Genomic DNA, 23,836 nt, shown 5'->3' on the forward strand with positions numbered 1-23,836 from the left:
CCGTTCTGGATTTCATCGTAACGCCCGGTCATAAACTCAAACTTTCTTTAATGATCTCTGCACCTTACTTTCGATCAGTGCGGAGACGGAAGCTAATCAACTCAGCCGCCGCTGTCAATCATTAATTTTCATGTTCTCGCAAAATATTYTTTCAATGATCTCAGTGCCTTGCTTTCGCTAAGCGCGGATTGGGAATCTATGCAAACCCGATCCGAATGTCAACCGCTAATGTCCGGTCAGTCAGAAAAAAAAATCCCCGACTAGCTCGTGGCTTTCAGCCGTTGCTGCGTCGAGAAAGAGGTTCTATGGAAAACAACGGACGGGGTCAAGGGGTTTTTGAATTATTTGTAGTATATTTGAGTGTTAATTTATAAGGATGGCTTAATGGTGCGGGTTTTGCTGGATTCGCATATTTTGCATATAAAAAGGGCAAAGGATGAACCCTTTGCCCTTACACTTGATTCAAGTTGAAAATCTATTTCTTATCATTAGTAAGCATATCTAAAACTTCGATAGCTTGTGCCGGATTAACACTCACTCCAGCCTTAACTTTCGTTTCGGAAGACTTCTTCGTATATGTGTTACCGTCCCACCCTTCGCTGGATGATCCGCCTTTTGCTGTGACACCGCCATGAATTGTTGGAGCAGCCATAGCACCCGCCTTAACAGCGTCCTTTACAAATGTATCGCTATTCATTGTTGCGGGCTGAGAGGTTTCCACTCCACTACCATCATCAGTCAACATGGAAGTGGAAACACCGTTACCAAGTATATTCCATTTCCCCTGCCCTACCCTGCTGGCCTTGGCATCATAATTTGAAGTCTGCCCATGTGCAGTCATCTGTAATATAAATGAACGGGTAGGAGAATCATAGCCGGGAAGAGCTGACCCTGCTTTTACATCGTACTTGATGCCGGTCTGAGAATTAGTCCAGTTAAAATCTGTTCCGGACTTCATAGTTTCCAAAATATAACTGATCTGAGCACGATCCGTAGTGGTCAGACTTTGCATATCAGGAGCAGTAGATCCGGTCATCTCATATTGAGCCTGAGCAGTAAGAGGAACAAGACGTACCGATACCGCAGACGGAGCCAGTACGTAGGCATCACCGGTCTGCTCTTGAGAATCAATGGAGTTAACCCCCTGCATCATACCCCAGGCAGTCTTATCGCCACCGCTACCCACTGCCATGGACGACGACTGCATCCCCTGCGAAACAGCCTTCATCATCACTTTTTCCTGCTGGTAGACGCGTTTGATAATCACATCCTGCTGGCGGTACTGATCCTTCTTAACCGTAATGATATGCTCAGCGTTACGAGGAAGATCCACTGTACAAGGAGAGGTGCATGCCACCTTACCGTCTGCATAGACCGTAGCCCCCATCGGGTTCGTAGAGACTGGTATGGATTGGGTCTTAATAACCGGAGCACATCCTGCCGTAACAGCAAGACCACAAAATATCGCGAGTAACCTTTTTTTCATCATATCCTCCCGTTTGGTGCCTACTGTATACATAATATATAGAAATAAAAAAAGGCGCGGTTTTCCGCGCCTCCTTGGTAGAGCTATTCAGCTTTCTTTATCTTATTCCCATCACCCAGCAGAATTACCTGCGGCTTATGAAGAGCTAGTTCGTCTTCATCCAGCCAGGCGTAGGTACAAATAATAATCTTCTGCCCGGCCTCGCCCTTATGGGCGGCAGCGCCGTTCAGACAAAACTCACCAGGACCGCCTTCAATGGCGTAAGTGGTGAGCCTTTCCCCGTTATCGACATTAAGTACATCGACCCGTTCATAGGGAAGAATTCCTGCTTTCTCCAGCAGGTCCACATCAATTGAAATTGAACCTTCGTAATCGACATTGGCGTCGGTGATGGTTGCTCTGTGGATCTTAGACTTCAAAAGACAACGACTGCCCATAATTTCCTCCTTCAGGAGTATTTAATTTACCTGAACGGATAAGCGGATACCATGGGACCAGCAGATTATCAATATAATAAATGAGCCCTTTATTTACCTAAGAATATGGCAACTCAGGTATAAAAAATCAACCGCCACCAACTGCGGGGAATAAACCAACTCTGTCCCCATCAGTAAGAACGGAATCAAATTTGGATGAAACACCATTTATGAAAATAATCTTAACCTCGTCAGCGGGGATTCCAACTCTATCCAACACATCAGCAACGGTCTCCCCTTCAGAAATTGGAAAGGCCTCGGAATCTTCAGGACTTTTAACAGCAAAGGTTGCATAGCAAAGCAAGGTAATTTTCATAAGACCTCATTTGAATATATTGAGAAACCCCGACCAGCCTTACGCTGGCGGATACTGAATCTCGAATGTAAAAAAATTCATATCGTAAATCAACTGGCCTAACCTAAAAAAATAAAAAAGGTCCGGCAGAGCAACCCCTGCCGGACCTAAAGAAGCGATGTAAACTTAACTTATGCGGAGAAAGCTTTCTCGAAGTTAGGTACTACCTGCTTTTTGCGGGACATTACGCCTTCGAGGTACACTTTGGTACCTTCAGGAGCTACGCCGAATGCTTTTTCAACAACAGAAGCGTCGTCAGAAACGATGAGCATTTCGGAACCTTCTTTCATGATGTCGGTCAGCAGCAGGAAGCAGCTGTGACGGCCGTCAGCTTTAACTTTTTCAAGTTCAGCGTAGAGATCATCTTTGATGTTGTCGAAAACGGACAGATCAACAACTTCGAGCTGGCCGATGCCAACTTTGTTGCCGGACATGTCGAAATCTTTGTAATCACGGAAGATGAGTTCGTTCATGGAAGCACCGGCAACTGCGGACTTAACGTTGAACATTTCCATTCCGAGAGCCATAACGTCTTCAACACCAGCAATCTTAGCCAGTTCTGCAACAGCTTCTTTGTCAGCTTCGGTGCAGGTTACGGACTTGAACATAACGGTGTCAGACAGGATTGCACAGAGAAGTACGCCAGCAATGTTCTTGGGAATTTCTACATTGTAGAACTTGTACATTGCGTTGATAACGGTACCGGTGCAGCCTACAGGCCATACCCACATTTCGAGGGGGTTGGGGGTAGTTACGTCACCAAGTTTGTGGTGATCAACTACTGCTACAACTTCACCCTTATCAAGGTTGTCCATGGACTGAGCAATGTCAGAGTGGTCAACGAGGATAACTTTCTGATCGGTAGCATCAGTCATGATTTCGGGAGCAGCGCAACCGAATTTTTCAAGAACAAAAGCAGTTTCGGGAGCGAGTTCGCCCTGAGAAACAGCTTTGGTTTCTTCTTTTGCTTTGGACCAGAGGTCAGCAATTGCGATTGCGGATGCAATGGTATCGGTATCGGGGTTCTTGTGTCCTACTGCGATAATAGCCATAATAAATTTCCTCCTAAGAAATGTGGTAGCTAATTGAGCTTGTGTCTTCTATCACAATCTTCTTTTTCTGCCAAGTCTAGATGATCCCGGCAAGGATAATAAAGCCGAACAAAACCACTCCGAAGACAAAAGTGGCATAAGCTTTACGCAATCTCAGGGCCAAAAGGCCTCCAAGACTGGCTGCAATCCATAAAAAAGACCATTTCATATCCACTCCGGCGACCAGCGGCCCCCATTTGTGAAAAAATATACAAAGGATATAATGAAGTATTATGGTGCTTGTCCAGAAAAAAAGCCAAGAAGTAACAAAAGTTCTTAAAATAGACTGGAAAACCAGCTTTTGCGGGAGCTGATCGCCCGCCTTCCCCTTACGGGCCCAGCCGATAAGCTTATTATGGCCACGATTATGCCACTGCCTGAGAGAAGAATCCATCCAGGACCCGATTCGAGCAAGAGGAAGACAAGCCAGTAAGACGACCATGACCTGCCGTGCTTCGGTAAAGGCAAAAGAGGTAGTCAGAGCCAGCGCGGCAAACGTGGGAGCCAAAATATGCGGAGGGATATAAGTTCCGGCAGGGATGTTATCCAGCCAGAAAAGTTCAAAAAACACGGCCACCTTAAGACTTGTTGCCACGTCTCCGGTAACAGCACCCCATAAGGCACCGACCACAAGTGGACGCTCAAGAAAACCGGGATTTATTGTAAAGCGGAAGAGCGAAAAAATCGCAAAAAAAAACCGATCACCGCAACCCAGACGGGAAACGACAACGACAAGCCTTGGAACAGACTCATGAGAACCTCACCTGAACAGGATCATTAGGAACGCAGCGAAAATCAAGTTCTATACCCTGCCCCTTAAAGTAATGAAGACAGGACTCATCATCTGAACTCAAAGCCACACTGGGGGAAATCTGTTTTTTACCGGGACCGTAATGAATATTGCCGATATTGACAGTACTGAATTGGAATCCTGAATCAAGGGCCCGGCGTACATCAGCGCAAGAAGAAAAAAGAATGATAGTACTTACATTTACATCAGCGATGGCAGGAATTCTATGGCTCAAATCATCAACAGAACAGAAAGAACACTTAACTGATTGTGGTATAGCCAGCGACATAATCTGCTGTTGCAAATCATCCCCGGCAACGGCATCGTTCACCACGATAATATGCTTTGCGTGAGTATACGGAAGCCATGTTTCAATGATCTGCCCATGGACAAGACGGTTATCAATTCTCACCCACATCATGGCCTACCCTTTTGAAGTTCGTTTTCGCAGCATCTCGCCTGCAATGACAATGCCTTTAGCTGCAGCCTTGCTGACTTCTTCGGCCATTTTCTGCAAAGATTCATTGCGCATCTGAAATGCCTTGAGAAGCATAGGCAGACTGACGCCGGTAACAACCTCTATATCATCCCCCTGCAACAGGGAGAGACTGAGGTTGGTAGGGGTTCCACCGAACATATCGGTAAGAATGAGAACACCATTCCCGTTATTCACTTCGGCAATGTTGTTTTTAAGAGAATCAACAGCCGCGTCAATGCCCTGCGAAACATCAACACTGAGGGAGATAATTCCCTCTTGAGGCCCGACTATTAATTCACCCGCTTCTATAAGCGCTTGTCCGAAGTTACCATGAGTAACAAGAACAATTCCGTTTTTGCTAGATTCTGTGCCCATCAAAATTCCCGATATATTCAACTATAAAAACTATTTTAAATGAATGTGCTTATGCTCAAGTGAAACAGAATAACCATTATCCTTGAGAGTTGCAAATATCCTTTCAGCGGTGGCAACGGAACGATGACGTCCGCCGGTACAGCCAACAGCAATAGTCAGCCTGTATCTTCCTTCCTCCTCGTAAAGAGGAAGCACATACTGAATGAAATCGAGATATTTCTCAATAAAAATTGAACCGGGTTCCGTACCTAAAACATAATCAGAAATAACCTTATCCTGACCGGAAAACGGGCGAAGCTCTTCTTCAAAGTATGGATTAGGCAGAAAACGAAGATCCATAACCATATCCGCAGCAGTTGGCACATCATGCTTAAAACCAAAAGACATAACATGAACACGCAATCCACGGGTCTTCTCGCTGAGCTCGGCCCATTTTTCCTGAATCCTGCGCCGCAGATCATGAATGGAATAAGTAGTGGTATCAATGACCAGATCAGCCTGATTGCGGACTTCTCCAAGAGCTTCCTTCTCTTTTTCAAGAGCCTGCTCAAGACCGATATCTCTCGATTCAAGGGGGTGTAAACGGCGGGTGGTGGCGTATCTACGCACCAATTCCGGCAGACGTGCTTCAAGATAAAGAATACTTGGACGATACCCTTTGGAAGTTAGTTCTTCACGGGTGGCTTCCCAGTCGACACTGAATTCAAGCTGTCGCAGATCCATACCCAGCACCAGCCCACGGTAGGCATTGTCACGAGTATTGAAAAGTTCAACCAGACGCGGAAGCATCCCTGCGGGCAGTCCGTCAACACAGAAAAAACGCAGATCCTCGAAGACTTTCAGAACAGTAGATTTACCGGCACCGGAAAGCCCGGTAACAACAATCACAGGAAAGGAATCCACATCAACCACCCCAGTATCCTCCTTGTACAATAGCCCACAAACAAAATTAGCAATGACCTGAGTTCATTGCTAATCTGATTTTCATTGATTCCGTAAGATTCCGGATCTAGCCGAGACCGAGAAGTTTAAGCAAATCCTGCTTATCCCCGGTATCAATAAACGCCTGCCGGAAAGCTTCATCTTTAAGCTGCCGGGAAATCTGCGCCAGCACCTTCAAATGAGCACCGGCCCCCTGCTCGGGGGCCAGTACCATAAAGAATATCTTACATGGCTGCATGTCCAGAGATTCAAAGTCGACTCCCTCGCTGGAGCGGCCGACAACTACGACAATCTCTTCAAGACATTCCAGTTTACCGTGGGGGATGGCTATGCCATCCCCGATTCCGGTTGTTCCAAGTTTTTCACGATCATTAAGGACCTTAAGGGCATTTTCCACATCCACTTCCAGACCTGCGTCCTTGAGGGTGGAAACCATTTCTTTCAGAACTTCACTCTTATCAGAGGCCTGTAGTTCATGAACAACAAGGTCCTTCGCCAAATTATCAGTTATATTCATCAGTTAGTATCCCGGGTCAATTAAACCGAAATCGCCATTATTGCGGCGGTAGATTACATTTATAGCTTCGTTATCCGCATTGCGGAATACGAGGAATTCATGGTCGAGAGTCTGAAGCTGCTCTGCGGCTTCATCAATACTCATAGGCTTGGGAACAAAAGAGTCGGACTCGACAATTACAGGTTCCCTGTACTCTTCCTCTCCATAGCTGAGAATATCCATACGGGCAGGAGCTGCGTCCTTACGCCTGTGACTTCTCATCTTTTCATTTGCGCGGCGAAGCTGGGCTTCTAGCTTGTCCAGAACCATATCCACGGTGGAATACATGTCCTCGGACACTTCGTAAGCTGAGACATGTAAATGGTCGGAGGTAAAAACTACTTCCGCAACATGCCTGAACTTATCAACTGACAGATTCACCTGCATATCAGTATTGTCAGGGTTGCTGACGTACTTTACCAACTTGGAGAAACGGCTGTTTGCATATTCCTTAAGATGTTCGGATGCGTCGAAATTCTTAAAAGTAAATGCTACGTTCATAAAGAGCCTCCTTAGTAAGGGGTGAATATGCGTTGATTTCTCCGGACTACATTAGAATACCTTTTTCCTCTTGGATGAGGAGAGTATCCCCATTGCAGTCCTGTACTTGGCTACGGTCCTTCTGGCTATATTGACTTCCAGCTTCTCTTTGAGAATCTCAGCAATCTTCTCGTCGCTGAGGGGCTTCTTTCCGTCCTCTTCGCCGATCAACTTTTTGATCGTCGCCTTGACGGACTCGGAACCGACCTGAGATCCGTCATCCAGACCGAGAGCACTATTAAAAAAGAACTTAAGTTCATAGATTCCATGCGGAGTAGAAACATACTTATTAGTAGTGATTCGACTCACAGTGGATTCATGCATCTCGATGTCTTCCGCAACCTCCTTAAGGATAAGCGGTTTTAACTTGGTGACACCGTGGGCGAAAAATTCGCGCTGAAACCTCACTATGGATTCAAGAACTTTATATAAGGTGCGCTGCCGCTGGTACAGGCTCTTCATCAGCCATTGTGCGGAACGCATCTTGTCCTGAAAATATTCCTTATCATCTCCCTTGGTTGATGCCAACGTCTCCACATAAAAAGCATTCATCTGCAATTTAGGAAGACCGTCTTCGTTCAGAACTATGACAAAATCACCATCATATTCATAAACATAAGCATCCGGGCTGACATAGAAAGAGTCTCCACCTGAAAAACTTGCTCCGGGCAATGGATCAAGTGTCTGCATCAGATCAAGGTAACTCTTTAAATCCTCCATGCTGAGCTTGAACTTCCGAGCCAGCGGCTTGTAGCGTTTCTTCTCAAGATCATCCAGATGGTCCCGGACCAACGAGACCAGAATCGGATCATCATCAAGCTTCAATGCTTCCAGCTGGATAAGCAGACATTCCTGCGGAGTCCTTGCCGCCACGCCTACCGGATCGAAACGCTGGATGCGGTGAAGCACCTTTTCCACGTCTTCGATTTCAGCATAGCATGTTTCACATACTTCTTCCAAGTCTATCCGTAAAAAACCTCCCGAACTTAAATTACCCATAAGGCATTCGCCGATGGTCTTTTCTTCGTCGGTAAAATCAGAGAGGCTCATCTGCCAATGCAGATGCCCTTCAAGAGAAGCCGTCTTGGTCAGACGCGTTTCAAATGAAGTTCCTTCTTCATAAGATTCAGACTCGCGGGAAGCAGACTGCTTTGATGTGCTGGAGAATTCACCGAGATAGTTTTCCCACTCGGCTTCCTTGGAAATTTGTGCCTCTTCGGCCGTAGCGGTGCCTGCATCAGCATCAGCAGCGTCAGTTCTCTCCTGCGCTTCAGCTTCTTCAAGAATAGGATTCTCCATAAGCTCCTGATGGACACTATCCACCAGTTCCAGACGGGAGAGCTGCAACAACTTGATCGCCTGCTGCAACTGAGGAGTCATAACCAGCTGTTGAGTAAGCTTTAATTGTTGTCTAAGTTCCAATCCCATATATTCAGGCCACCTTATATTAGTCTCAAACTCAATTTATTTCAGTTAGTTGCACACCAAAGCAATAAAAAAAAATTTTATTAAACCTCAGCCTTGATTTGACTATGCCACATCCCATTACAAGATGCAACAAAGACCTCTGAATTATCTGATATTTAAGGATTTTTTACATACAGAATTTGTATATGAAAAAAGTGTACCAATGTTCGGGCAGACTGTAAATCAACAATGCCAAAATTAATCAAACTTTAGCCCAAAAAAGAGCCGGACTTCAAAAAATGAAGCCCGGCCTGAAAAACAAAATTAGCGTAAAAAACGACTACAAACTAAAACTATCACCCAGATAAAGCCTGCGTGCCTTGGTGTTCTTCACAATATTTTCCGGTGAACCGTTAAGGATAACCCTACCCTCGTAAACAAGATAGGCCCGGTCACAGATGGAGAGTGTTTCACGCACGTTGTGGTCAGAGATCAGAATTCCCAGCCCCATATCTTTCAGTGAAGAAATGATGTCCTGAATATCAATTACTGCGATGGGATCAATCCCCGCAAAGGGTTCGTCAAGCAGAATGAACTTCGGATTGTTAATCATGGCCCGTGCAATCTCAAGACGGCGGCGCTCACCACCGGAAAGATACATGGCCTTCTGGTCTGCCAAACGCAGAATACCCAGTTGGTCAAGCAGTTCATCCGCCCTTTTCGGCACATCTTTACCGGAAAGACCGGTATGTTCGATTATGATTTCAAGATTCTTACGCACGGAAAGTTTCTTGAAAATGGAGCTTTCCTGCGGAAGATAACTGATCCCCTGACGTGCCCGCTCATGCAGGGGCAATCTGGTTATCTGCTTTTTATTAAGATAGACATCCCCGGAAGTAGGTTTGACCACCCCCACAAGCATATAGAATGTTGTGGTTTTCCCCGCTCCGTTAGGACCAAGCAGCCCCACAACCTCGCCCTCGCGCACGGTCAGCCCAATTCCGCGGACGACCTCCTTAGGTCCGTAGCACTTGACCAGTTTCTTGGCGATAATCGAAGACATAACTTCCTTTTTGATGCGCTACGCGCTTTTGATGAAATGATTTTGCCTCCGGCAGCCCTGCCGGGGGCCTCAAACCCTTTGAAAAGGGTTTAAGAATCCCAAACTTTTTTAATAGGGCTTCGCCGCTATAAACGCTTAATCATCATTAAATCATACAGACTAAGGCGAAACATTTTTCGGAGTATAAAAAATAGCCTCAATGGGTTTGTTACCGCCGACAACTTCAGCACGATTATCTTTCAGATAAAACTTAATCTCTTCACCCTGAATATTGTTGGGACCGTCCTGCAACTCGGCATTCCCATTCATATAAATAATGGAATCGCCCACAACATAAGTCAGTTTGTCGCAATGACCTTTGCGGTTGTTCATAACCACTTTAACATTACCACCGGCAACGATCTTCTTGATCTTATCCTGCGTGTCAGTAAGAGAATCACCTTCCGGTCTCAAGTGAGCGGTAAGAGTTTCCGAGGTAAGGGTCACGTCCAAGCGCACGACCTTAACATTACCGGAAAAAGTAATCCGGTTACGGTTTTCGCTAAAAGTCATCTTGGTGGATGTAATCTTGATAGGCACTTCATCCGGCCCGCCGGGCACGCGCTTCTTCTGCGGCTTTTCTTTTTTCACAACCGGAGCTTCAGCTTTGAGGTAAGTACCGAAAACATAACCGACACGCTTCAACTCTTTATCTTTTCCGGGCTTGAAAACAGGATACCATTTACCTTCTTCCTGCCCGACACTGACGGATTCACCAAGTTCAAGTTTGTCCACGATAAGAGACTTGGCATTTGGTTCAGAACGAACATTGAGAACCGCAGTGGCATACATTATTTTAGTCTGAACCGGAGCCAGTAACATTTCGTCCATGGCTTCTTCCATGGCAGCCAACTCACCGCCCCTTTCAATTTCCTGCTTTGCCTTTTTGGCCTTCTCTGCCTTGATTTCAGCCTTACGGGCATCAATTCCGGCCATCTGGGCTTTTTCCAGATTTTTGGGATAAGGAGCAAGGAAAGGCCCCCATGCATACCCCCAGACGGGAGTATCCTTTTTGACCATGGTATCAATGCGATAGAGGGCATACATGCCGCCCTTATCAATCCCAACCTGCGCACGATGACCGGGACTGAGCAGCCCCACAGCCTTTGAAGTGGCCACAGGTTTTTCAATCACATTAATTCTGCGCACGGCATAACGGATGCGAGCATCATCATTAACAATATCAATGTCGCTCTGCTTTACAAACCCAAGAGCATCAGCTTCAGAAACAACTTTTGCGTCAGCCTTAAAAATTGCATACCAGCCGCCTTTGAGGAAGCCGACCTTAACTTTATCACCGGACTTGATCATCCCTCCGGTTGAAGACTTCACTGTCCGCTCCAGATGGTATTTAAGATCCTTGCCCACGTAACGGATATCACCCCAATCCACCAAAGGACTGTCAGGAGCAGCAGGAACAACAACCTTACGGGAAACATAGCCCACAGGTTTCATGTCCTTTTCATCAGAAGCGGGATAAACCGGATACCAATTACCCTGTGCTTTGCCGACCAGAAAACTTTCCGCCGGGGAAAGAACCCATACTACGGCCCCTTTCAAATCGGGTTTTGCGCGTACATTGGCAATAGTCCGGGCAATCTTCAACTCAGACTTTTCATAGGCATGGGCAGATGTTCCAGCCAAAATAAAAACAAGGAAGAACACCGCACAAACAATGGCGGGAGAAAGCAATGCGGATGCGGACCAGCCGCTAAACAATGAACTTTTTTCAGCTATATTAATCAAATGAATGCTCGCTTCTATTGAGGCATTACCACCATGTCCGGTGAAATCAGGGCTTCCATTCCGTCTTCAATCATTATTTCACGGGTGACAAGGTCTACCTTGACCCGATTGGAAGTGATGTAAACGGCAGGACTCTGCACTTTTACATTACCTTCAAGAAAAAGCAGGTTGTCTTTGGGTTTAAAGTCAAGGCGATCAGCCACAAGGCCCATATCACCGTAATGACCTTTAACATTATCCCAGAGCTTGAGGCCTTCACCTTTTTGACTGACCTCACCATGCAAAGCACTGACAAAGACTTCCTTGCGGTCCCGGCCAAGATAATATGTGACCCGGGGTTTGTCAGCAATGACCAGCCCTTTTTCCTGATCGTAGTCAGCACTTCCAGCCCGCAGAATCCACTCAATATCACCGCCGGTTCCCTGAATCAGCTCAATTTCCTCAGCGGAAATATCAGACTGATTTTTATTGGAAAGAAGCGGATTTTCCACAACATCACGTGCCATATGTGGAAAGGTTCCGTATTTCTTACCCAGCAGAGTTCCAGCGCAGACCCCGAAAGACAGGGATAAAATCAAAGATAAAACCAAGCCGATACGGCCCATCTAGCCTGCCCACTCTTTCCAGATTTCATTCAACTTGCCCTGAGCGTCAAGGATGAACGAAATAGCTTCACGCACAGCACCCTGACCGCCCTCGCGGCTGGAGATCCATTTGGATATTCCGAAAATTTCAGGCTGGGCATTCTTCACCGCCATAGGCAATCCCACGCGGACCATAACCGGAACATCAATCCAGTCATCGCCGACGTAGGCCACTTCTTCGTCTTTGAGTCCCTTTTCCTTAAGCAGCTTTTCATAAAAAGGCAGTTTCTCGCGCTGACCGGGATAATATTCAGTAATTCCCAGCTCGGTAACACGCTTTTCAACCGCACCGTGATTCAGTCCGGTGATTACCGCCAGCTCGATGCCCGCCTTCTGGGCAAACTTAATACCGAGGCCGTCCTGCACATTAAAACGCTTCACGACATTGCCTTCATGGTCATAGTAAAGACCACCGTCAGTAAGCACGCCGTCCACATCAAGGATGAGTAATTTAATTTTTTCAGCACGCTGCCTAGCAGACATAATCTACACTCCATGCGGCCAAAAGATCCTTAACCAAGTCTTCTGCTCGATCAAGGGGCCAGCTGTTGGGACCATCGCAAAGTGCACAATCCGGGTCGGGATGGGTTTCCATGAACACACCGGAAGCCCCCGCTGCAACAGCAGCACGGGAAAGCACAGGTACAAATTCACGCTGACCGCCGGACTTACCGTCCAAACCACCGGGAAGCTGCACTGAATGGGTGGCATCAAAAACAACCGGGCATCCCAGCTCTTTCATAATTGCCATGGAACGCATGTCCACCACAAGATTATTGTAACCGAATGAAGACCCGCGCTCGGTAAGCCAGATACGTTCATTTCCGGCTTCGCGCAGCTTATTCACCACGTGACGCATTTCATGAGGAGCAAGAAACTGGCCCTTCTTAACGTTGATGACCCGTCCGGTATTAGCGGCAGCAACAAGAAGGTCGGTCTGGCGGCAGAGAAATGCGGGAATCTGAATCACATCAGCCACTTCGCCAACAGGCGCGGCCTGATCCGGGGTATGAATGTCGGTGACAACGGGAAGACCGGTTTCGTCTTTCACCCGCTGCAACCATTTAAGCCCTTCCTCCATGCCCGGTCCCCTGAAAGAAGTAATGGAGGTCCGATTGGCCTTGTCGAAAGAGCTTTTGAAAATTACCGTCACATCAAGACGGGAAGCGATGTCTGCCAGCACTTCTGCGGCGCGCAGGGCGACATCTATGGTTTCCAGTGCGCAAGGTCCCGCCAGAATAAACGGTCCCTGCAAACTTTTCTGATATAATTCATCGGGGGTCAAAAAGACTACCCTCCAGATATAAGGTTGCCCGGAAACACGGCATAACAGCGTTCCCGGGCAATCAAAAGTTAATTTTTATTTATTGTCGCGGGCGGCCTTGATGAAATCCCTGAACAGCGGATGTGCGTTCATGGGAGTGGATTTGAATTCCGGGTGGAACTGACAACCCAGGAACCACGGATGATCGGGAACTTCCACAATCTCAACCAGAGCTTCGTCCGGGGAAAGACCACTCAGAACCAGACCGGCTTCAACGAGTTGATCCGCAAATTTTTCTTTGTTGAATTCGTAACGATGACGGTGGCGTTCCTGAATTTCAGCTTCGCCGTAAGCTGCCATTGCTTTAGTGCCTTCAACAACTTTGCAGGGGTAAGCACCAAGACGCATTGTTCCGCCTTTGTCGCTTTCTTCGCAACGGCTTTCAGTCTTCTTGGTGCGGTAATCGTACCATTCTTTCATCAAGTAAATTACATTGTCAGTACCGTTAGGATTGAACTCTTCAGAATTAGCACCCTTCAGCCCCATAACGTTACGAGCATATTCAATCACAGCGCACTGCATGCCGAGGCAGATTCCAAAGAAAGGAACCTTATTTTCGCGAGCATACTGGATAGTAGTAATTTTACCTTCAACTCCACGGTGACCGAATCCTCCGGGAACCAGAACGCCGTCAATTCCGGCCATCTTTTCCTTAACATTTTCAGGAGTGATCTCTTCGGAATTCACATAACGCAGGTTGACTTTAACCTCGTTAGCAACACCGCCGTGGATGAGGGCTTCGTGCAATGACTTGTAAGCTTCCTTGAGGTCCACATATTTACCGACAATGCCGATTGTGGTTTCACCTTTGGGGTGCTCAAGAATATGATTAAGTTTTTTCCATGGCTCAAGATTGCAGTTCTTAGCCGGAAGCTTAAGCAGGATAGCGATTTTCTGATCCAAACCTTCATTATAAAAACTGAGCGGAAGCTGGTAGATAGACTTAACATCAACAGCAGTGAAAACCGCGTCACGGTCAACGTCACAGAAAAGTGCAATCTTGCGTTTGATATCTTCATCCAGATCAACTTCACTACGACAGAGAATAATATCAGGATGAATACCGATACCACGAAGTTCTTTAACGGAGTGCTGGGTAGGCTTGGTTTTTACTTCACCGGCAGCAGCAAGATAAGGAACGAGGGTCAGGTGAATATAAAGCACATTCTCGCTGCCCAGTTCGGAGCGCAGCTGACGGATGGCTTCAAGAAAAGGAAGACCTTCAATATCACCAACAGTACCGCCGATCTCGATGAGGGCCACGTCCTCGCCGTTGGGAACATTTTTCACGGCGTTCTTGATCTCATCAGTAATGTGCGGAATAACCTGTACGGTACCGCCGAGGTAATCGCCGCGACGTTCTTTGGTGATTACGTTGTGATAAACACGACCGGAAGTCATGTTGTTTTTCTGGCCAAGCGGAACCCCAAGGTAACGTTCATAGTGACCGAGGTCGAGATCGGTTTCCGCGCCGTCGTCAGTTACGTAAACTTCCCCGTGCTGAAAGGGGTTCATGGTACCGGGGTCAACATTGATATAAGGATCAAGCTTCTGAATGGTTGCGGTCATCCCTCTGGCTTTAAGAAGTGCGCCGATGGATGCTGCTGCAAGCCCTTTACCAAGTGAGGACAACACGCCCCCGGTGATGAATATAAATTTGGTTTTCATAACGCTCCTGTCCCGTGGCGGACAATTTATTTTAAAATATCGCTGTTACATAAAACAAAATGGACAGCGAATAAAGTCAGTAAATAGGAAAAAACACAAAAAGGGACCCAACCCGTTAACAATCCCATATTCAGGCGTATCCCACTTAAAAAAAATGTGTTAGCGGTACGTCCTGAGGAATATAGACTGTTGACGGAAAGCTGACCCGCAATTATGTTCCTCTCTTCAAAACACGCATTAGATAGTCTTGGAATATTTCTATTGTCAACATCTGGAGGACAAAAATATATGGCCCGCGTTAAAGTTTTGGTCATCACCGGTTACGGAACCAACTGTGAACACGAGTCTGCTCATGCCGCTAAAAAAGCGGGCGCAGACGAAGTAGACGTCACTTATTTTTCCGATCTAGCAGCAGGTAAAAAAAACCTTGAAGGTTATAATTACCTGATTTTTCCCGGCGGATTTCTTGATGGCGATGACCTCGGAGCAGCACAGGCTGCCGCGCTCCGCTGGAAACACGCCCACACCGCAGACGGAAGCCCCCTTGTGGACCAGATCAAAAAATTCTTTGAAGACGGAGGCGTAATCCTTGGAATCTGTAACGGATTCCAGCTGCTGGTCAAACTCGGCCTGCTGCCCGCAGTGGGTGGTGAGTACTTCACCCGTCAGGTTTCGCTCAGCTACAACGATTCCGCAAAATACGAGGACCGCTGGGTACACCTCAAGGCCAACCCCGATTCCCCTTGTGTTTTCACCAAGGATATCGACACCCTGAACGTACCTGTACGTCACGGTGAAGGTAAAATCATCCCCGCTGATGATGCCATGCTGGAAAAAATCGTGGAGAACAACCTTCACGCAGTCCAGTACATAGATCCCGAATCCGGCGATGTGACACAGGAATACCCTGCCAACCCCAACGGTTCCCCGCTGGGTATTGCAGGTCTGACTGATCCCACCGGCCGCATCCTCGGGCTCATGCCTCACCCAGAAGCATTCAACCACCCCACCAACCACCCCAAGTGGACTCGTGGCGACATCCCCACCCTCGGGCTGGCGTTGCTCGAAGGTGGCGTAAAATATATTAAGTCACTTTAATTGATGCGCTATCGCGCATTTTATTAAAAGACTTTGCCTCCGGCGGCTAAAACCCTTTGAAAAGGGTTTTAGAATCCCAAACTTTTTCAGTAGGGCTTCGCCGCTTTGTTTGGTTGATTGTAAACAGATTTAAGGGGAGAGTTTGAAAAAACTCTCCCCTTTTATTTTAAAATAATCTCATCTTCTCAGCTTCACGCCGTAACTCATCCCTGAAATCAGGGTGGGCAATGCTGATAATCGCTTCAGCCCTCTCCCCTACTGACCTGTTCTTGATATTTACGATGCCGTACTCGGTACAAAGATAATGCACGTCCGTACGCGGCGTAGTTACCGCAGCATCCCTGCCCAGCCGGGGAACTATGCGTGAAATGGTATCATTCTTGGCCGTGGCATAAGTGGTCATGACCGAGATTCCGTTTTTGGCTGCATATGCACCGCGCACAAAATCAAGCTGTCCCCCGGTGCCGCTGAACTCTTGCCCTGCCATATGTTCAGCATTGCACTGTCCGGTCAGGTCTACTTCAATGACCGAGTTCACCGCCACCATATTATCATTTTTCGCAACCACACACGGATTCATGACATAATCTGCGGGATAACTTTCCATGGCAGGGTTGTCGTTCATAAACTCAAATGTGTCGTCTGTTCCATAAGAAACAGCAAAAACATGTTTGTACCGATGCAGACTCTTAGTCCGCCCGGTAATATTCCCATTAAGAATAAGATTCTTCATCCCCGGACCGAACAATTCTGAATGTATGCCTAAATCATTATGTTCAGTAAGAAACGGGCAAATGGCATTAGGCAAAGTGCCTATACCGAGCTGAAGTACGGAATTATCCTTAATGATCCCGGCCACAGCCTTTCCGATGGCGGCATCAAATTCCTTTGGCGCGGGAGCGGGAAGCTGCAGAAGCCGGGTATGGTTTTCAACCACACAATCAACTTCCGAAATATGAACAAGCGAATCACCGAAGACCCGGGGCATATTCTCGTTAACCTCAAGAATAAGAAATTTAGCCTGACGCGCGGCAGTTGAAGTTAAATCATTAGCTGTGCCGAACGAAAAATACCCGGCCTTATCCATGGGCGAAACAGTTGTCACGCATACATTTACTTCCATATCTTCCCTGATAAACTTGGGAACCTGATGCAAATAGGACGGAATAAACTGTACCAGTCCGACGGCAGCCAGTTTACGGGCGGAAGGCCCCAAAAACCAGGATTTGGCATGGATGTTATGCTGAATGTCGCTGGCAAGATAGGTATCGGCGGCATGCTTCTGCGGGTTGAACGAATACATTTCAATTTGAGTTAAATCATCTGCCTTAGCCCGGTCTGCAATAGCTTTAAGCAGAGCTGGCGGTTCAGCAACAGTTACACCGTGAACAATGGTATCACCATTGCTGATGCGACCCACCGCCTTTTGGGCAGTAGTTAATTTCCTCTGGTATTCAGCCTGATAAATATTCATGAAATCCGCCTTGGTAAAACTTGCAGGACCACGCAACGCCTTATACAACACACCTCCAATAATAATCCCCAAAAGCAGCGCACAAGTCAAGCAAATGCGCGGTTTCATTCCATTGACCATGCAATGGAGGTACGCTAACGAATACTTACAAATTGAAAAAATTGAGTTTAATATTTTATGAACAATACGATTATCACCAGAGGCACCCCACCTACCCAGCCGCCGCAAGGCCAGACATGGCGTTCCATGATGGACGTTGCCATGTGCGAAGCCTTCAAAGCCCGCCAGCACGATGAAGTGCCCATTGGCGCAGCTCTTTTTACAGCAGAAGGCAATCTCATCGGAACCGGAAATAACACCCCGCTTACACATAACGACCCCACCGGACACGCGGAGGTTAACTGCATTCGCAACGCCTGCGAGAAACTGAATAATTATCGATTGCCACGAGGAACCATTCTGGTGGTCACGTTAGAGCCATGCATCATGTGCCTCGGCGCAATCATCCATGCGCGGGTGGGAGGCGTTGTCTTCGGTGCCCCGGACCCCAAAGCCGGAGCTGTAGTATCCAATCTTGAAGGAACAGAGCTCCCCTTCGCCAATCACAAATTCTGGACCATCGGCGGGGTTTGTGAAGCTGAATGCAAGGAAATTTTACAGAGTTTTTTTCTGCATAAGAGAAAGAAATAAGGACCGGAAATGCAAGATTTCCGGCCCCTGATTGATATTGCTTACTTATTGGAACTGGTATCAAAAATACCGATCTGATTCCCCAGCCGGACCTTGATTGCCCCGGACTTATATTTCCCCGGTTCGAAAATCAGAATCACCAGTGAACCACCATAGAGGAAATGCCCTAATTCATCGCCGCGCTCGATAGCAACCGGACTATCGGCTTTAAGAAACTTCTCCTCAAAAATCACCGATCCCACGGTACTCAGTCCCACCGGGACCACCCCGACAAGGCCGTATTTTCCGGTATCAATAATAAAATAGCCGCGCTGGTAACTTTCAAATGCACCGAAGCTGGCCCCATAGTAACCGACATTTCCGCTAGTCGGGACGAACTTCGGAAAACCTTCCATCCCCAGCAAAGCACCATCAATCAGCCGGGTCTCGATAACCTTTCCGCCCACCGGGGCATGGTAATGATGGTAGGTATTGGGCATCAAAATGCAGGACATGGCAGTACCGCCCACAAATTTTTCCCAATGTTTCGATCCGGCCAGCAACTGCTTGATATTCAAAACCTGCATGCCCTTGGTCGGAATAGTCGCTGTTTCCGCAACAAGCTTCGCCGGGATGGTATTCACAATGGCATCCGTGGGCGCTCCGATTACATAATCTCGCTGCGGCATTGTCTGAGGACGGACTTTATTTATATTCTTAAATTTACGTGAAAAAAACTCATTATATGACTTAAACCCACCATCAGCAGCTTTGGGATCAGGCAGAACGTACTCCTCTTTTTCAATGCGCGGGTCGGCCAGCCACTGTGCGACATATTTTGTAGACGGTTTGCTGTTCAGGAACTCCCCGCGTTCCTTGACGAAATTGTCAAAAATCATAATCCCGGGAGGAGTCTGAAATGCGGCCCTTCCAAACGGGTTATTGTAAGCAAAAAGATCCATCTGTTCGATATATAGAAGTCCGTTGTCTCCACTTCCCTTTGCTTCAGGCAGAAATGAGCACCACTCAACAAAGAAAGGAACCAAATCCGCAAAACCTTTACCCTGCCAAGGATTGCCCCCGGTGCGGTAACCTACCGGGGTCGGCTGTATGTTCTGGAAAACCTCGTCAATGAGTAGTTTAAAAACCTGATCCCCTTCATAAGATTCCACCAACTCCGAAATAGACTCCTTACAAGGGCAATCATCCGGGATGTTGTAGTCTGCACCGAAGCTAACATATGGGAAACAAAGAAGAACCAGACAACTTAAAATCAAAAACAAACTTTTTTTGCTCATTCCCGCCCCCTCATGCAAATTATAAATTAACCGGGCCATACAGAGAACACATAGAGTACAAACTCAAGTATACTACAAATTGAGCCGCCCGGAAATCATAAAACATATTTGAGATTACTCTCCGCATCTATCCAATATTTAATATATATTTTAAATTTCTTTAAAATTTCACACCCATTTAAGCTTGCTAATCAGCACAAGAAAGTATATTAAATTTGCCTTCCAAGACAGAATCGCCGGAATCGGTCTTGCTTTAAAAAACGCGGAAAGGTAGCGAAGTCCGGCCGTAACGCGCCCGACTCGAAATCGGGTTATGGGTCAAACCATACGTGGGTTCGAATCCCACCCTTTCCGCCAGTGAAAATAAAGGGTTCAGGAAAATTTTCCTGAACCCTTTTTTTGATAAAAGCCAACATCGCTTAATAGTTATACTTATCGCTATCAATTGACTTAATGTCGCCTAATGGATACATAAAAAATGAACCTACTCAAACAAACGCATAAATTCAAAAAATGGCTCAAAAAATTGCGAGACAACAGGGCTAAAGCGAGAATTATGATGCGTATTAAAAGAGCCCAAAATGGCAATTTTGGAGACTCAGCCCCAGTAGGCGAAGGCGTTTCAGAAATGCGCATAGACTACGGACCGGGATACCGCGTATACTACATGCAACATAAAGAAAAGGTATACTTACTCCTTTCCGGTGGAGACAAATCAACACAGCAAGAAGATATTAATAAAGCAATACAGATGGCAAAAGAAATAAGAGGTAATCATGAGTAACATTATGATAGAAGAATTTGATGCGGCTGACTTCTTAGATAATGAAGAGGTTATTGCAGAATACCTTAATGAAGCAATAGAAAGTGGCGACCCCGACCTCTTTATTTCAGTACTTGCAGATATTGCTAAAGCAAGAAGCATTTCTGAAATTGCTAAAAAAACTAATCTAAGCAGAACAAGTCTGTATAAGGCTCTGGCTCCTGGCAAACAACCTAGATTTAGCACAATTTTTAAAATCGTTAATGCTCTAGGAATATCTCTGCATGCCTTAGCACCTGTATCTAAAGATCTACACACTGACTTAGAAGAACAAACTAATATAGAACACAATCAATCAGAAATTATGCATTGGTCACGCATAGAGACAAAAAAAGAACATTTTGATTTTCAATGTCTGGATCTTTTTATTTCAGCAAAGAATTCAATCACAACACAACAATCAGAAACTATAGAAAATGAACCAATATACATATACGCTAAAGAAAAAATAGACCCAAAAAAACACACTCAAGGTATAAACTTAAACGTATATGCGAAAAAAGTTGACACATTGTACAACTTCGATTCTGAATACAATAAACATTGTTTAAACACACAACACTAAGATGAGAACACTATGAAAATATTAGATATACGTTGCTTACATTTTTGTTTTAGTGTTAAACCGATAAATAAAGACATAAAAACAGCCTTAAAAACAGATATAAGCTTTTCAACTCAATATAATGAAGAGCAAAAAACATGCACTGTTATAATGGACGTCACAAGCGACAACACTGAAGAAAGTCCAATTCTTTTGCAAATCAGCTATGGTGGAACATTTGATCTTGAAGACATAACTCCGGAACATCCTGAATATAAAAGAATAACATCAGTTGATCTCCCTGCAACCATATTTCCTTATATAAGAGAGCATATTCAGGACACAGCCAGAAGATCAAAAATTGAACGCATTGACATGCCGTTTGTTAATTTTGCAGATGCAAACAAATAAAGTTAATAAACAGTTAAACTACACCACCTCTCCGCCGGATAAAAAAAAGGGTTCAGGAAAATTTTCCTGAACCCTTTACTCTTTCTAATAAGTAGCTGACAATATCACAGGCAACAATAAAGTCAACAAATCACTGTAAATAAAGATAAAAAAACCATTCGCAATCCTCGCCGCCCTGTAAAGGTTTATTTAGTCGACTTACTCTCCACCTTGGGATAAACCGTCCACAACAGGAGAGCCAATGCTGATCGAAATTTCAAAAGACCTGACCATTACCGATGCCCCCGAAGAACTCATAGATGAAATCAAGGAAGCCCTGACCTTGATGAACCCGGACTATCTCAACGCCATTAAATACCGGGGCCGGGTCGGGAAACGCATCCCAAAATTTATCAAGATGTGGTCCGGGGACCGTAAAAAGCGGTTGCATTGCCCGCGCGGATTCGGCATCGAACTGCACCAGATAGCCAAGGCTGCCGATGTGGAACCTGAGTACAAAGATAAACGGCGGGAACTTGATCCCGTGGATTTTTCTTTCAATGGTGAGTTGCGTCCCTATCAGCAGGAGGCCCTGAATTCCTTTGCCAACCAAACGCAGGGACTGCTCGAAGCGGGCACCGGAGCAGGTAAAACAGTCATGGCTCTGGCCCTGATCGCCCAGCGCAAACAACCCTGCCTGATCATCGTGCATACCAAAGAACTGCTCTTGCAATGGATCGACCGCATAAACCAGTTTCTGGGAATTGAAGCCGGACAGGTTGGCGGCGGAAAATTCAAGCTGAAAGATATCACCGTAGCGACCATCCAGACTGCCCGAAACCGTTTGGATGACCTGAAAAAAACATTTGGTCACATCATAGTGGATGAATGCCATCGCACCCCGGCCAGCACATTTCAGAAAGTAGTCAAAAATTTCGACGCAAAATACCTGACCGGACTCTCTGCCACGCCTTACCGTGCGGACGGACTGGACAAAATGATCAACATGACCCTTGGCCCGGTAGTTCACCGGGTAAACCCCGATCTGCTGCGCAATACCGGGGCCATCCTCAAACCGGAAATTTTCACCGTGGAAACTGCGTTCAGATTTGCCGGTAATGCCTCCGAAGAATACCCGCTCATGATGACCGCCATTGCTGAGAATTATCCGCGAAACAAGATTATTGCTTCCTGTGTAAAAAAAGAACTTAAGCAAAATCCCGGAACCATGCTTATGGTAGCCGACCGCACAGCCCATCTTGATGCGCTCTCTGATCTTTTGTTCGATCAAGGCGTAGAAGTGGCAGTATTGACCGGAAAGACTCCCACAGGCGAACGCGAGGAAATCATCGCAGACCTGAACGCTGGAAAAATTAAAGTGCTGGCTAGTACTGCATCGCTTATCGGTGAAGGATTCGACTGTTCAGGACTTTCTACTCTTTTCCTCTGCTCCCCCATCAAATCCAAAGGACGATTGGTCCAGATCATCGGCAGAATCCTGCGCCCCGCAGACGGCAAGCGTCCCCGGTTATATGACTTCGTAGACTTAGAAGTCGGAGTTTTGAAGCATAGTGCGGGACTTAGGCAGAAGATTTATGAAGAGATAGCTTAATCCTCCCTACCCCACACATCCCCTAACTATTCCGCACAGCCTCCCGCGGCGTGAACCCGAAATGGCGTTTGAATTCGCGGCTGAACTGCGAAGGACTTTCGTAGCCCACCAGATGGGCGGCAGAACTGGCCTGCTCTCCTTGGACAACCATGAATTGGCGGGCTTTTTCCAAGCGGATGCGCTTTAAATACTGCACCGGAGTCAACGCGGTTACGGCCTTGAAATGATTATAAAATGAACGCACGGACATATTTGCATCCGCCGCAAGCTTATCAATATCAATTCCACTGTCGTAACTATCGTGAATAAAGCGCAGGGACTTGGCGATCAAGGCGTAATCTGATTCCCCGAAAGCGGCGGAAGCCAGCAGGTGTCCATTCTTACCCATGAGAATATGGTAGTAAATTTCGCGAAGTATCTGTCTGCCGAAAATATTAGCTTCCTTGCGGGATTTCAAGGCGTTAAGCAAACGGATTGTCGGTTCGATGATATCATCAGTCATGGGCTCAAAGTAAATACCGGAGGATGCGGAAACTTTGCCGAGAGCTTGCTTATCATATTGATTTATAGATTCCACAAGTTCCTGAATCATCTCAAAATCGAGTGATACAGTCACACTGAGTAACGGATTATCGCCTTCAGGCACCACTTCAATATCAAGGGGAACAATGGCCGGGACCACCAGAAATTCATCCTCCCCGTAAGTGAAGGTGGAATCCGTCAGATGACAATGCTTATGGCCCTGCACGGCAATGCAAAAGCACTGCTCATAAATCAGCGGGACCTTAGGTTTATGCTCTGAAACCCGGAAAAGAGTCACCTCTTCCAGAAAAGTTTCATTCACCCCTTCGCTTACCGCCCCGTCATCAAGGGCTTCTTTTAATCTGTCCAGCGGATTCCTATCCTGAAAACTCATCTTTATTCTCCTTAAGCAGTGACATTCTGTGC

The 23,836-nt window shown here is 46.4% G+C and carries 26 protein-coding genes and 1 tRNA gene; 7 read left to right on the forward strand and 20 right to left on the reverse strand.

Annotated elements, in window-relative coordinates; all coding sequences use genetic code 11:
• Nucleotides 1-475: 475 nt before the first annotated feature.
• The 17 genes from FMS18_RS02950 to FMS18_RS03030 all read right to left on the reverse strand — a co-directional run bounded on the left by FMS18_RS02950 (nt 476) and on the right by FMS18_RS03030 (nt 14,980).
• A complete protein-coding gene (locus FMS18_RS02950) occupies nt 476-1,486 on the reverse strand; it encodes a PEGA domain-containing protein (protein ID WP_163292264.1) in 1,011 nt (336 codons plus the stop codon).
• An 83-nt stretch (nt 1,487-1,569) separates the two neighbouring features.
• Entirely contained in the window at nt 1,570-1,923 is a 354-nt protein-coding gene (gene panD, locus FMS18_RS02955; protein ID WP_163292265.1) for an aspartate 1-decarboxylase, read from the reverse strand.
• Nucleotides 1,924-2,050: 127 nt separating this feature from the next.
• Complete coding sequence (locus FMS18_RS02960; protein ID WP_163292266.1) at nt 2,051-2,278, reverse strand: MoaD/ThiS family protein; 228 nt, start codon at nt 2,276-2,278, stop codon at nt 2,051-2,053.
• A 170-nt stretch (nt 2,279-2,448) separates the two neighbouring features.
• Complete coding sequence (locus FMS18_RS02965) at nt 2,449-3,369, reverse strand: manganese-dependent inorganic pyrophosphatase (protein WP_163292267.1); 921 nt, start codon at nt 3,367-3,369, stop codon at nt 2,449-2,451.
• Between the two features lie 76 nt (nt 3,370-3,445).
• Nucleotides 3,446-4,123, reverse strand: a complete 678-nt coding sequence (locus tag FMS18_RS02970) for a PTS sugar transporter subunit IIC (RefSeq protein ID WP_163292690.1) — start codon at nt 4,121-4,123, stop codon at nt 3,446-3,448.
• A 34-nt stretch (nt 4,124-4,157) separates the two neighbouring features.
• Nucleotides 4,158-4,619 (reverse strand): PTS sugar transporter subunit IIB, encoded by a 462-nt coding sequence (locus FMS18_RS02975; RefSeq protein WP_163292268.1) that lies wholly within the window; start codon nt 4,617-4,619, stop codon nt 4,158-4,160.
• Nucleotides 4,620-4,622: 3 nt separating this feature from the next.
• Nucleotides 4,623-5,051, reverse strand: coding sequence for a PTS sugar transporter subunit IIA (locus FMS18_RS02980; protein WP_163292269.1), 429 nt, complete (start codon nt 5,049-5,051; stop codon nt 4,623-4,625).
• A gap of 30 nt (nt 5,052-5,081) precedes the next feature.
• Nucleotides 5,082-5,963: an RNase adapter RapZ gene (gene rapZ, locus FMS18_RS02985; protein WP_163292270.1), complete on the reverse strand. Its 882-nt coding sequence runs from the start codon at nt 5,961-5,963 to the stop codon at nt 5,082-5,084.
• 97 nt (nt 5,964-6,060) lie between these two features.
• Nucleotides 6,061-6,510: a PTS sugar transporter subunit IIA gene (locus FMS18_RS02990; protein WP_163292271.1), complete on the reverse strand. Its 450-nt coding sequence runs from the start codon at nt 6,508-6,510 to the stop codon at nt 6,061-6,063.
• A gap of 3 nt (nt 6,511-6,513) precedes the next feature.
• Nucleotides 6,514-7,050 carry a ribosome-associated translation inhibitor RaiA gene (gene raiA / locus FMS18_RS02995; protein ID WP_163292272.1) on the reverse strand — a complete coding sequence of 179 codons (537 nt, stop codon included), beginning with the start codon at nt 7,048-7,050 and terminating at the stop codon, nt 6,514-6,516.
• A 51-nt stretch (nt 7,051-7,101) separates the two neighbouring features.
• On the reverse strand, nt 7,102-8,517 hold the full coding sequence (gene rpoN / locus FMS18_RS03000) for an RNA polymerase factor sigma-54 (RefSeq protein ID WP_163292273.1): 1,416 nt from the start codon (nt 8,515-8,517) through the stop codon (nt 7,102-7,104).
• Between the two features lie 319 nt (nt 8,518-8,836).
• Complete coding sequence (gene lptB / locus FMS18_RS03005) at nt 8,837-9,559, reverse strand: LPS export ABC transporter ATP-binding protein (protein WP_163292274.1); 723 nt, start codon at nt 9,557-9,559, stop codon at nt 8,837-8,839.
• Between the two features lie 159 nt (nt 9,560-9,718).
• Nucleotides 9,719-11,344, reverse strand: a complete 1,626-nt coding sequence (locus FMS18_RS03010) for an LptA/OstA family protein (RefSeq protein WP_163292275.1) — start codon at nt 11,342-11,344, stop codon at nt 9,719-9,721.
• A gap of 14 nt (nt 11,345-11,358) precedes the next feature.
• Nucleotides 11,359-11,949: an LPS export ABC transporter periplasmic protein LptC gene (lptC, locus tag FMS18_RS03015; protein WP_163292276.1), complete on the reverse strand. Its 591-nt coding sequence runs from the start codon at nt 11,947-11,949 to the stop codon at nt 11,359-11,361.
• Nucleotides 11,950-12,471 carry an HAD family hydrolase gene (locus tag FMS18_RS03020; protein WP_163292277.1) on the reverse strand — a complete coding sequence of 174 codons (522 nt, stop codon included), beginning with the start codon at nt 12,469-12,471 and terminating at the stop codon, nt 11,950-11,952.
• Nucleotides 12,461-13,273, reverse strand: a complete 813-nt coding sequence (kdsA, locus tag FMS18_RS03025) for a 3-deoxy-8-phosphooctulonate synthase (protein WP_163292278.1) — start codon at nt 13,271-13,273, stop codon at nt 12,461-12,463. Before kdsA ends, FMS18_RS03020 begins: the two co-directional genes overlap by 11 nt.
• Before the next feature lie 75 nt (nt 13,274-13,348).
• Complete coding sequence (locus FMS18_RS03030; RefSeq protein WP_163292279.1) at nt 13,349-14,980, reverse strand: CTP synthase; 1,632 nt, start codon at nt 14,978-14,980, stop codon at nt 13,349-13,351.
• A gap of 288 nt (nt 14,981-15,268) precedes the next feature.
• Here FMS18_RS03030 and FMS18_RS03035 point away from each other — a divergent pair, with 288 nt between their 5' ends.
• Nucleotides 15,269-16,078: a phosphoribosylformylglycinamidine synthase subunit PurQ gene (locus FMS18_RS03035; protein ID WP_163292280.1), complete on the forward strand. Its 810-nt coding sequence runs from the start codon at nt 15,269-15,271 to the stop codon at nt 16,076-16,078.
• Nucleotides 16,079-16,244: 166 nt separating this feature from the next.
• On the opposite strand, the gene FMS18_RS03040 is transcribed toward FMS18_RS03035, so the two are convergent.
• Complete coding sequence (locus tag FMS18_RS03040) at nt 16,245-17,600, reverse strand: acetyl-CoA hydrolase/transferase family protein (protein ID WP_239060931.1); 1,356 nt, start codon at nt 17,598-17,600, stop codon at nt 16,245-16,247.
• A gap of 129 nt (nt 17,601-17,729) precedes the next feature.
• Here FMS18_RS03040 and FMS18_RS03045 point away from each other — a divergent pair, with 129 nt between their 5' ends.
• Nucleotides 17,730-18,242 carry a nucleoside deaminase gene (locus FMS18_RS03045; RefSeq protein WP_163292281.1) on the forward strand — a complete coding sequence of 171 codons (513 nt, stop codon included), beginning with the start codon at nt 17,730-17,732 and terminating at the stop codon, nt 18,240-18,242.
• Nucleotides 18,243-18,283: 41 nt separating this feature from the next.
• On the opposite strand, the gene FMS18_RS03050 is transcribed toward FMS18_RS03045, so the two are convergent.
• Complete coding sequence (locus FMS18_RS03050; RefSeq protein ID WP_163292282.1) at nt 18,284-19,519, reverse strand: phosphatidylserine decarboxylase; 1,236 nt, start codon at nt 19,517-19,519, stop codon at nt 18,284-18,286.
• Nucleotides 19,520-19,783: 264 nt separating this feature from the next.
• Here FMS18_RS03050 and FMS18_RS03055 point away from each other — a divergent pair.
• The 5 genes from FMS18_RS03055 (at nt 19,784) to FMS18_RS03075 (ending at nt 22,888) form a co-directional block, all read left to right on the forward strand.
• Nucleotides 19,784-19,876 (forward strand) — tRNA-Ser (locus FMS18_RS03055).
• 121 nt (nt 19,877-19,997) lie between these two features.
• A complete protein-coding gene (locus FMS18_RS03060) occupies nt 19,998-20,303 on the forward strand; it encodes a type II toxin-antitoxin system RelE/ParE family toxin (RefSeq protein ID WP_163292283.1) in 306 nt (101 codons plus the stop codon).
• Nucleotides 20,296-20,907 carry an addiction module antidote protein gene (locus FMS18_RS03065; protein ID WP_163292284.1) on the forward strand — a complete coding sequence of 204 codons (612 nt, stop codon included), beginning with the start codon at nt 20,296-20,298 and terminating at the stop codon, nt 20,905-20,907. The genes FMS18_RS03060 and FMS18_RS03065 overlap by 8 nt, the downstream gene beginning before the upstream one ends.
• Nucleotides 20,908-20,919: 12 nt before the next feature.
• On the forward strand, nt 20,920-21,297 hold the full coding sequence (locus FMS18_RS03070) for a protein-export chaperone SecB (RefSeq protein ID WP_163292285.1): 378 nt from the start codon (nt 20,920-20,922) through the stop codon (nt 21,295-21,297).
• A 241-nt stretch (nt 21,298-21,538) separates the two neighbouring features.
• Complete coding sequence (locus FMS18_RS03075; protein WP_163292286.1) at nt 21,539-22,888, forward strand: DEAD/DEAH box helicase; 1,350 nt, start codon at nt 21,539-21,541, stop codon at nt 22,886-22,888.
• Between the two features lie 22 nt (nt 22,889-22,910).
• Here the strand turns inward: FMS18_RS03075 and FMS18_RS03080 are convergent, their stop codons facing one another.
• Nucleotides 22,911-23,804, reverse strand: coding sequence for an AraC family transcriptional regulator (locus FMS18_RS03080; protein WP_163292287.1), 894 nt, complete (start codon nt 23,802-23,804; stop codon nt 22,911-22,913).
• Nucleotides 23,805-23,836 lie beyond the last annotated feature (32 nt).

Source organism: Desulfovibrio sp. JC022 (assembly GCF_010470665.1).
In the GTDB taxonomy this organism is placed as follows: domain Bacteria; phylum Desulfobacterota; class Desulfovibrionia; order Desulfovibrionales; family Desulfovibrionaceae; genus Maridesulfovibrio.

Excerpts from the sequence above, each read along its gene's own strand:
- panD (WP_163292265.1), bottom strand. The coding sequence starts at position 1,923 with ATGGGCAGTCGTTGTCTTTTGAAGTCTAAGATCCACAGAGCAACCATC.
- FMS18_RS03020 (WP_163292277.1), bottom strand. The coding sequence starts at position 12,471 with ATGTCTGCTAGGCAGCGTGCTGAAAAAATTAAATTACTCATCCTTGAT.
- FMS18_RS03060 (WP_163292283.1), top strand. The coding sequence starts at position 19,998 with ATGAACCTACTCAAACAAACGCATAAATTCAAAAAATGGCTCAAAAAA.
- FMS18_RS03070 (WP_163292285.1), top strand. The coding sequence starts at position 20,920 with ATGAAAATATTAGATATACGTTGCTTACATTTTTGTTTTAGTGTTAAA.
- rpoN (WP_163292273.1), bottom strand. The coding sequence starts at position 8,517 with ATGGGATTGGAACTTAGACAACAATTAAAGCTTACTCAACAGCTGGTT.
- FMS18_RS03050 (WP_163292282.1), bottom strand. The coding sequence starts at position 19,519 with ATGAGCAAAAAAAGTTTGTTTTTGATTTTAAGTTGTCTGGTTCTTCTT.
- FMS18_RS03045 (WP_163292281.1), top strand. The coding sequence starts at position 17,730 with ATGAACAATACGATTATCACCAGAGGCACCCCACCTACCCAGCCGCCG.
- FMS18_RS03030 (WP_163292279.1), bottom strand. The coding sequence starts at position 14,980 with ATGAAAACCAAATTTATATTCATCACCGGGGGCGTGTTGTCCTCACTT.
- FMS18_RS02980 (WP_163292269.1), bottom strand. The coding sequence starts at position 5,051 with ATGGGCACAGAATCTAGCAAAAACGGAATTGTTCTTGTTACTCATGGT.
- FMS18_RS03035 (WP_163292280.1), top strand. The coding sequence starts at position 15,269 with ATGGCCCGCGTTAAAGTTTTGGTCATCACCGGTTACGGAACCAACTGT.
- FMS18_RS02960 (WP_163292266.1), bottom strand. The coding sequence starts at position 2,278 with ATGAAAATTACCTTGCTTTGCTATGCAACCTTTGCTGTTAAAAGTCCT.
- FMS18_RS02990 (WP_163292271.1), bottom strand. The coding sequence starts at position 6,510 with ATGAATATAACTGATAATTTGGCGAAGGACCTTGTTGTTCATGAACTA.
- FMS18_RS02965 (WP_163292267.1), bottom strand. The coding sequence starts at position 3,369 with ATGGCTATTATCGCAGTAGGACACAAGAACCCCGATACCGATACCATT.
- FMS18_RS03075 (WP_163292286.1), top strand. The coding sequence starts at position 21,539 with ATGCTGATCGAAATTTCAAAAGACCTGACCATTACCGATGCCCCCGAA.
- FMS18_RS03080 (WP_163292287.1), bottom strand. The coding sequence starts at position 23,804 with ATGAGTTTTCAGGATAGGAATCCGCTGGACAGATTAAAAGAAGCCCTT.
- lptB (WP_163292274.1), bottom strand. The coding sequence starts at position 9,559 with ATGTCTTCGATTATCGCCAAGAAACTGGTCAAGTGCTACGGACCTAAG.
- FMS18_RS02950 (WP_163292264.1), bottom strand. The coding sequence starts at position 1,486 with ATGAAAAAAAGGTTACTCGCGATATTTTGTGGTCTTGCTGTTACGGCA.
- FMS18_RS02975 (WP_163292268.1), bottom strand. The coding sequence starts at position 4,619 with ATGATGTGGGTGAGAATTGATAACCGTCTTGTCCATGGGCAGATCATT.
- FMS18_RS03065 (WP_163292284.1), top strand. The coding sequence starts at position 20,296 with ATGAGTAACATTATGATAGAAGAATTTGATGCGGCTGACTTCTTAGAT.
- raiA (WP_163292272.1), bottom strand. The coding sequence starts at position 7,050 with ATGAACGTAGCATTTACTTTTAAGAATTTCGACGCATCCGAACATCTT.
- lptC (WP_163292276.1), bottom strand. The coding sequence starts at position 11,949 with ATGGGCCGTATCGGCTTGGTTTTATCTTTGATTTTATCCCTGTCTTTC.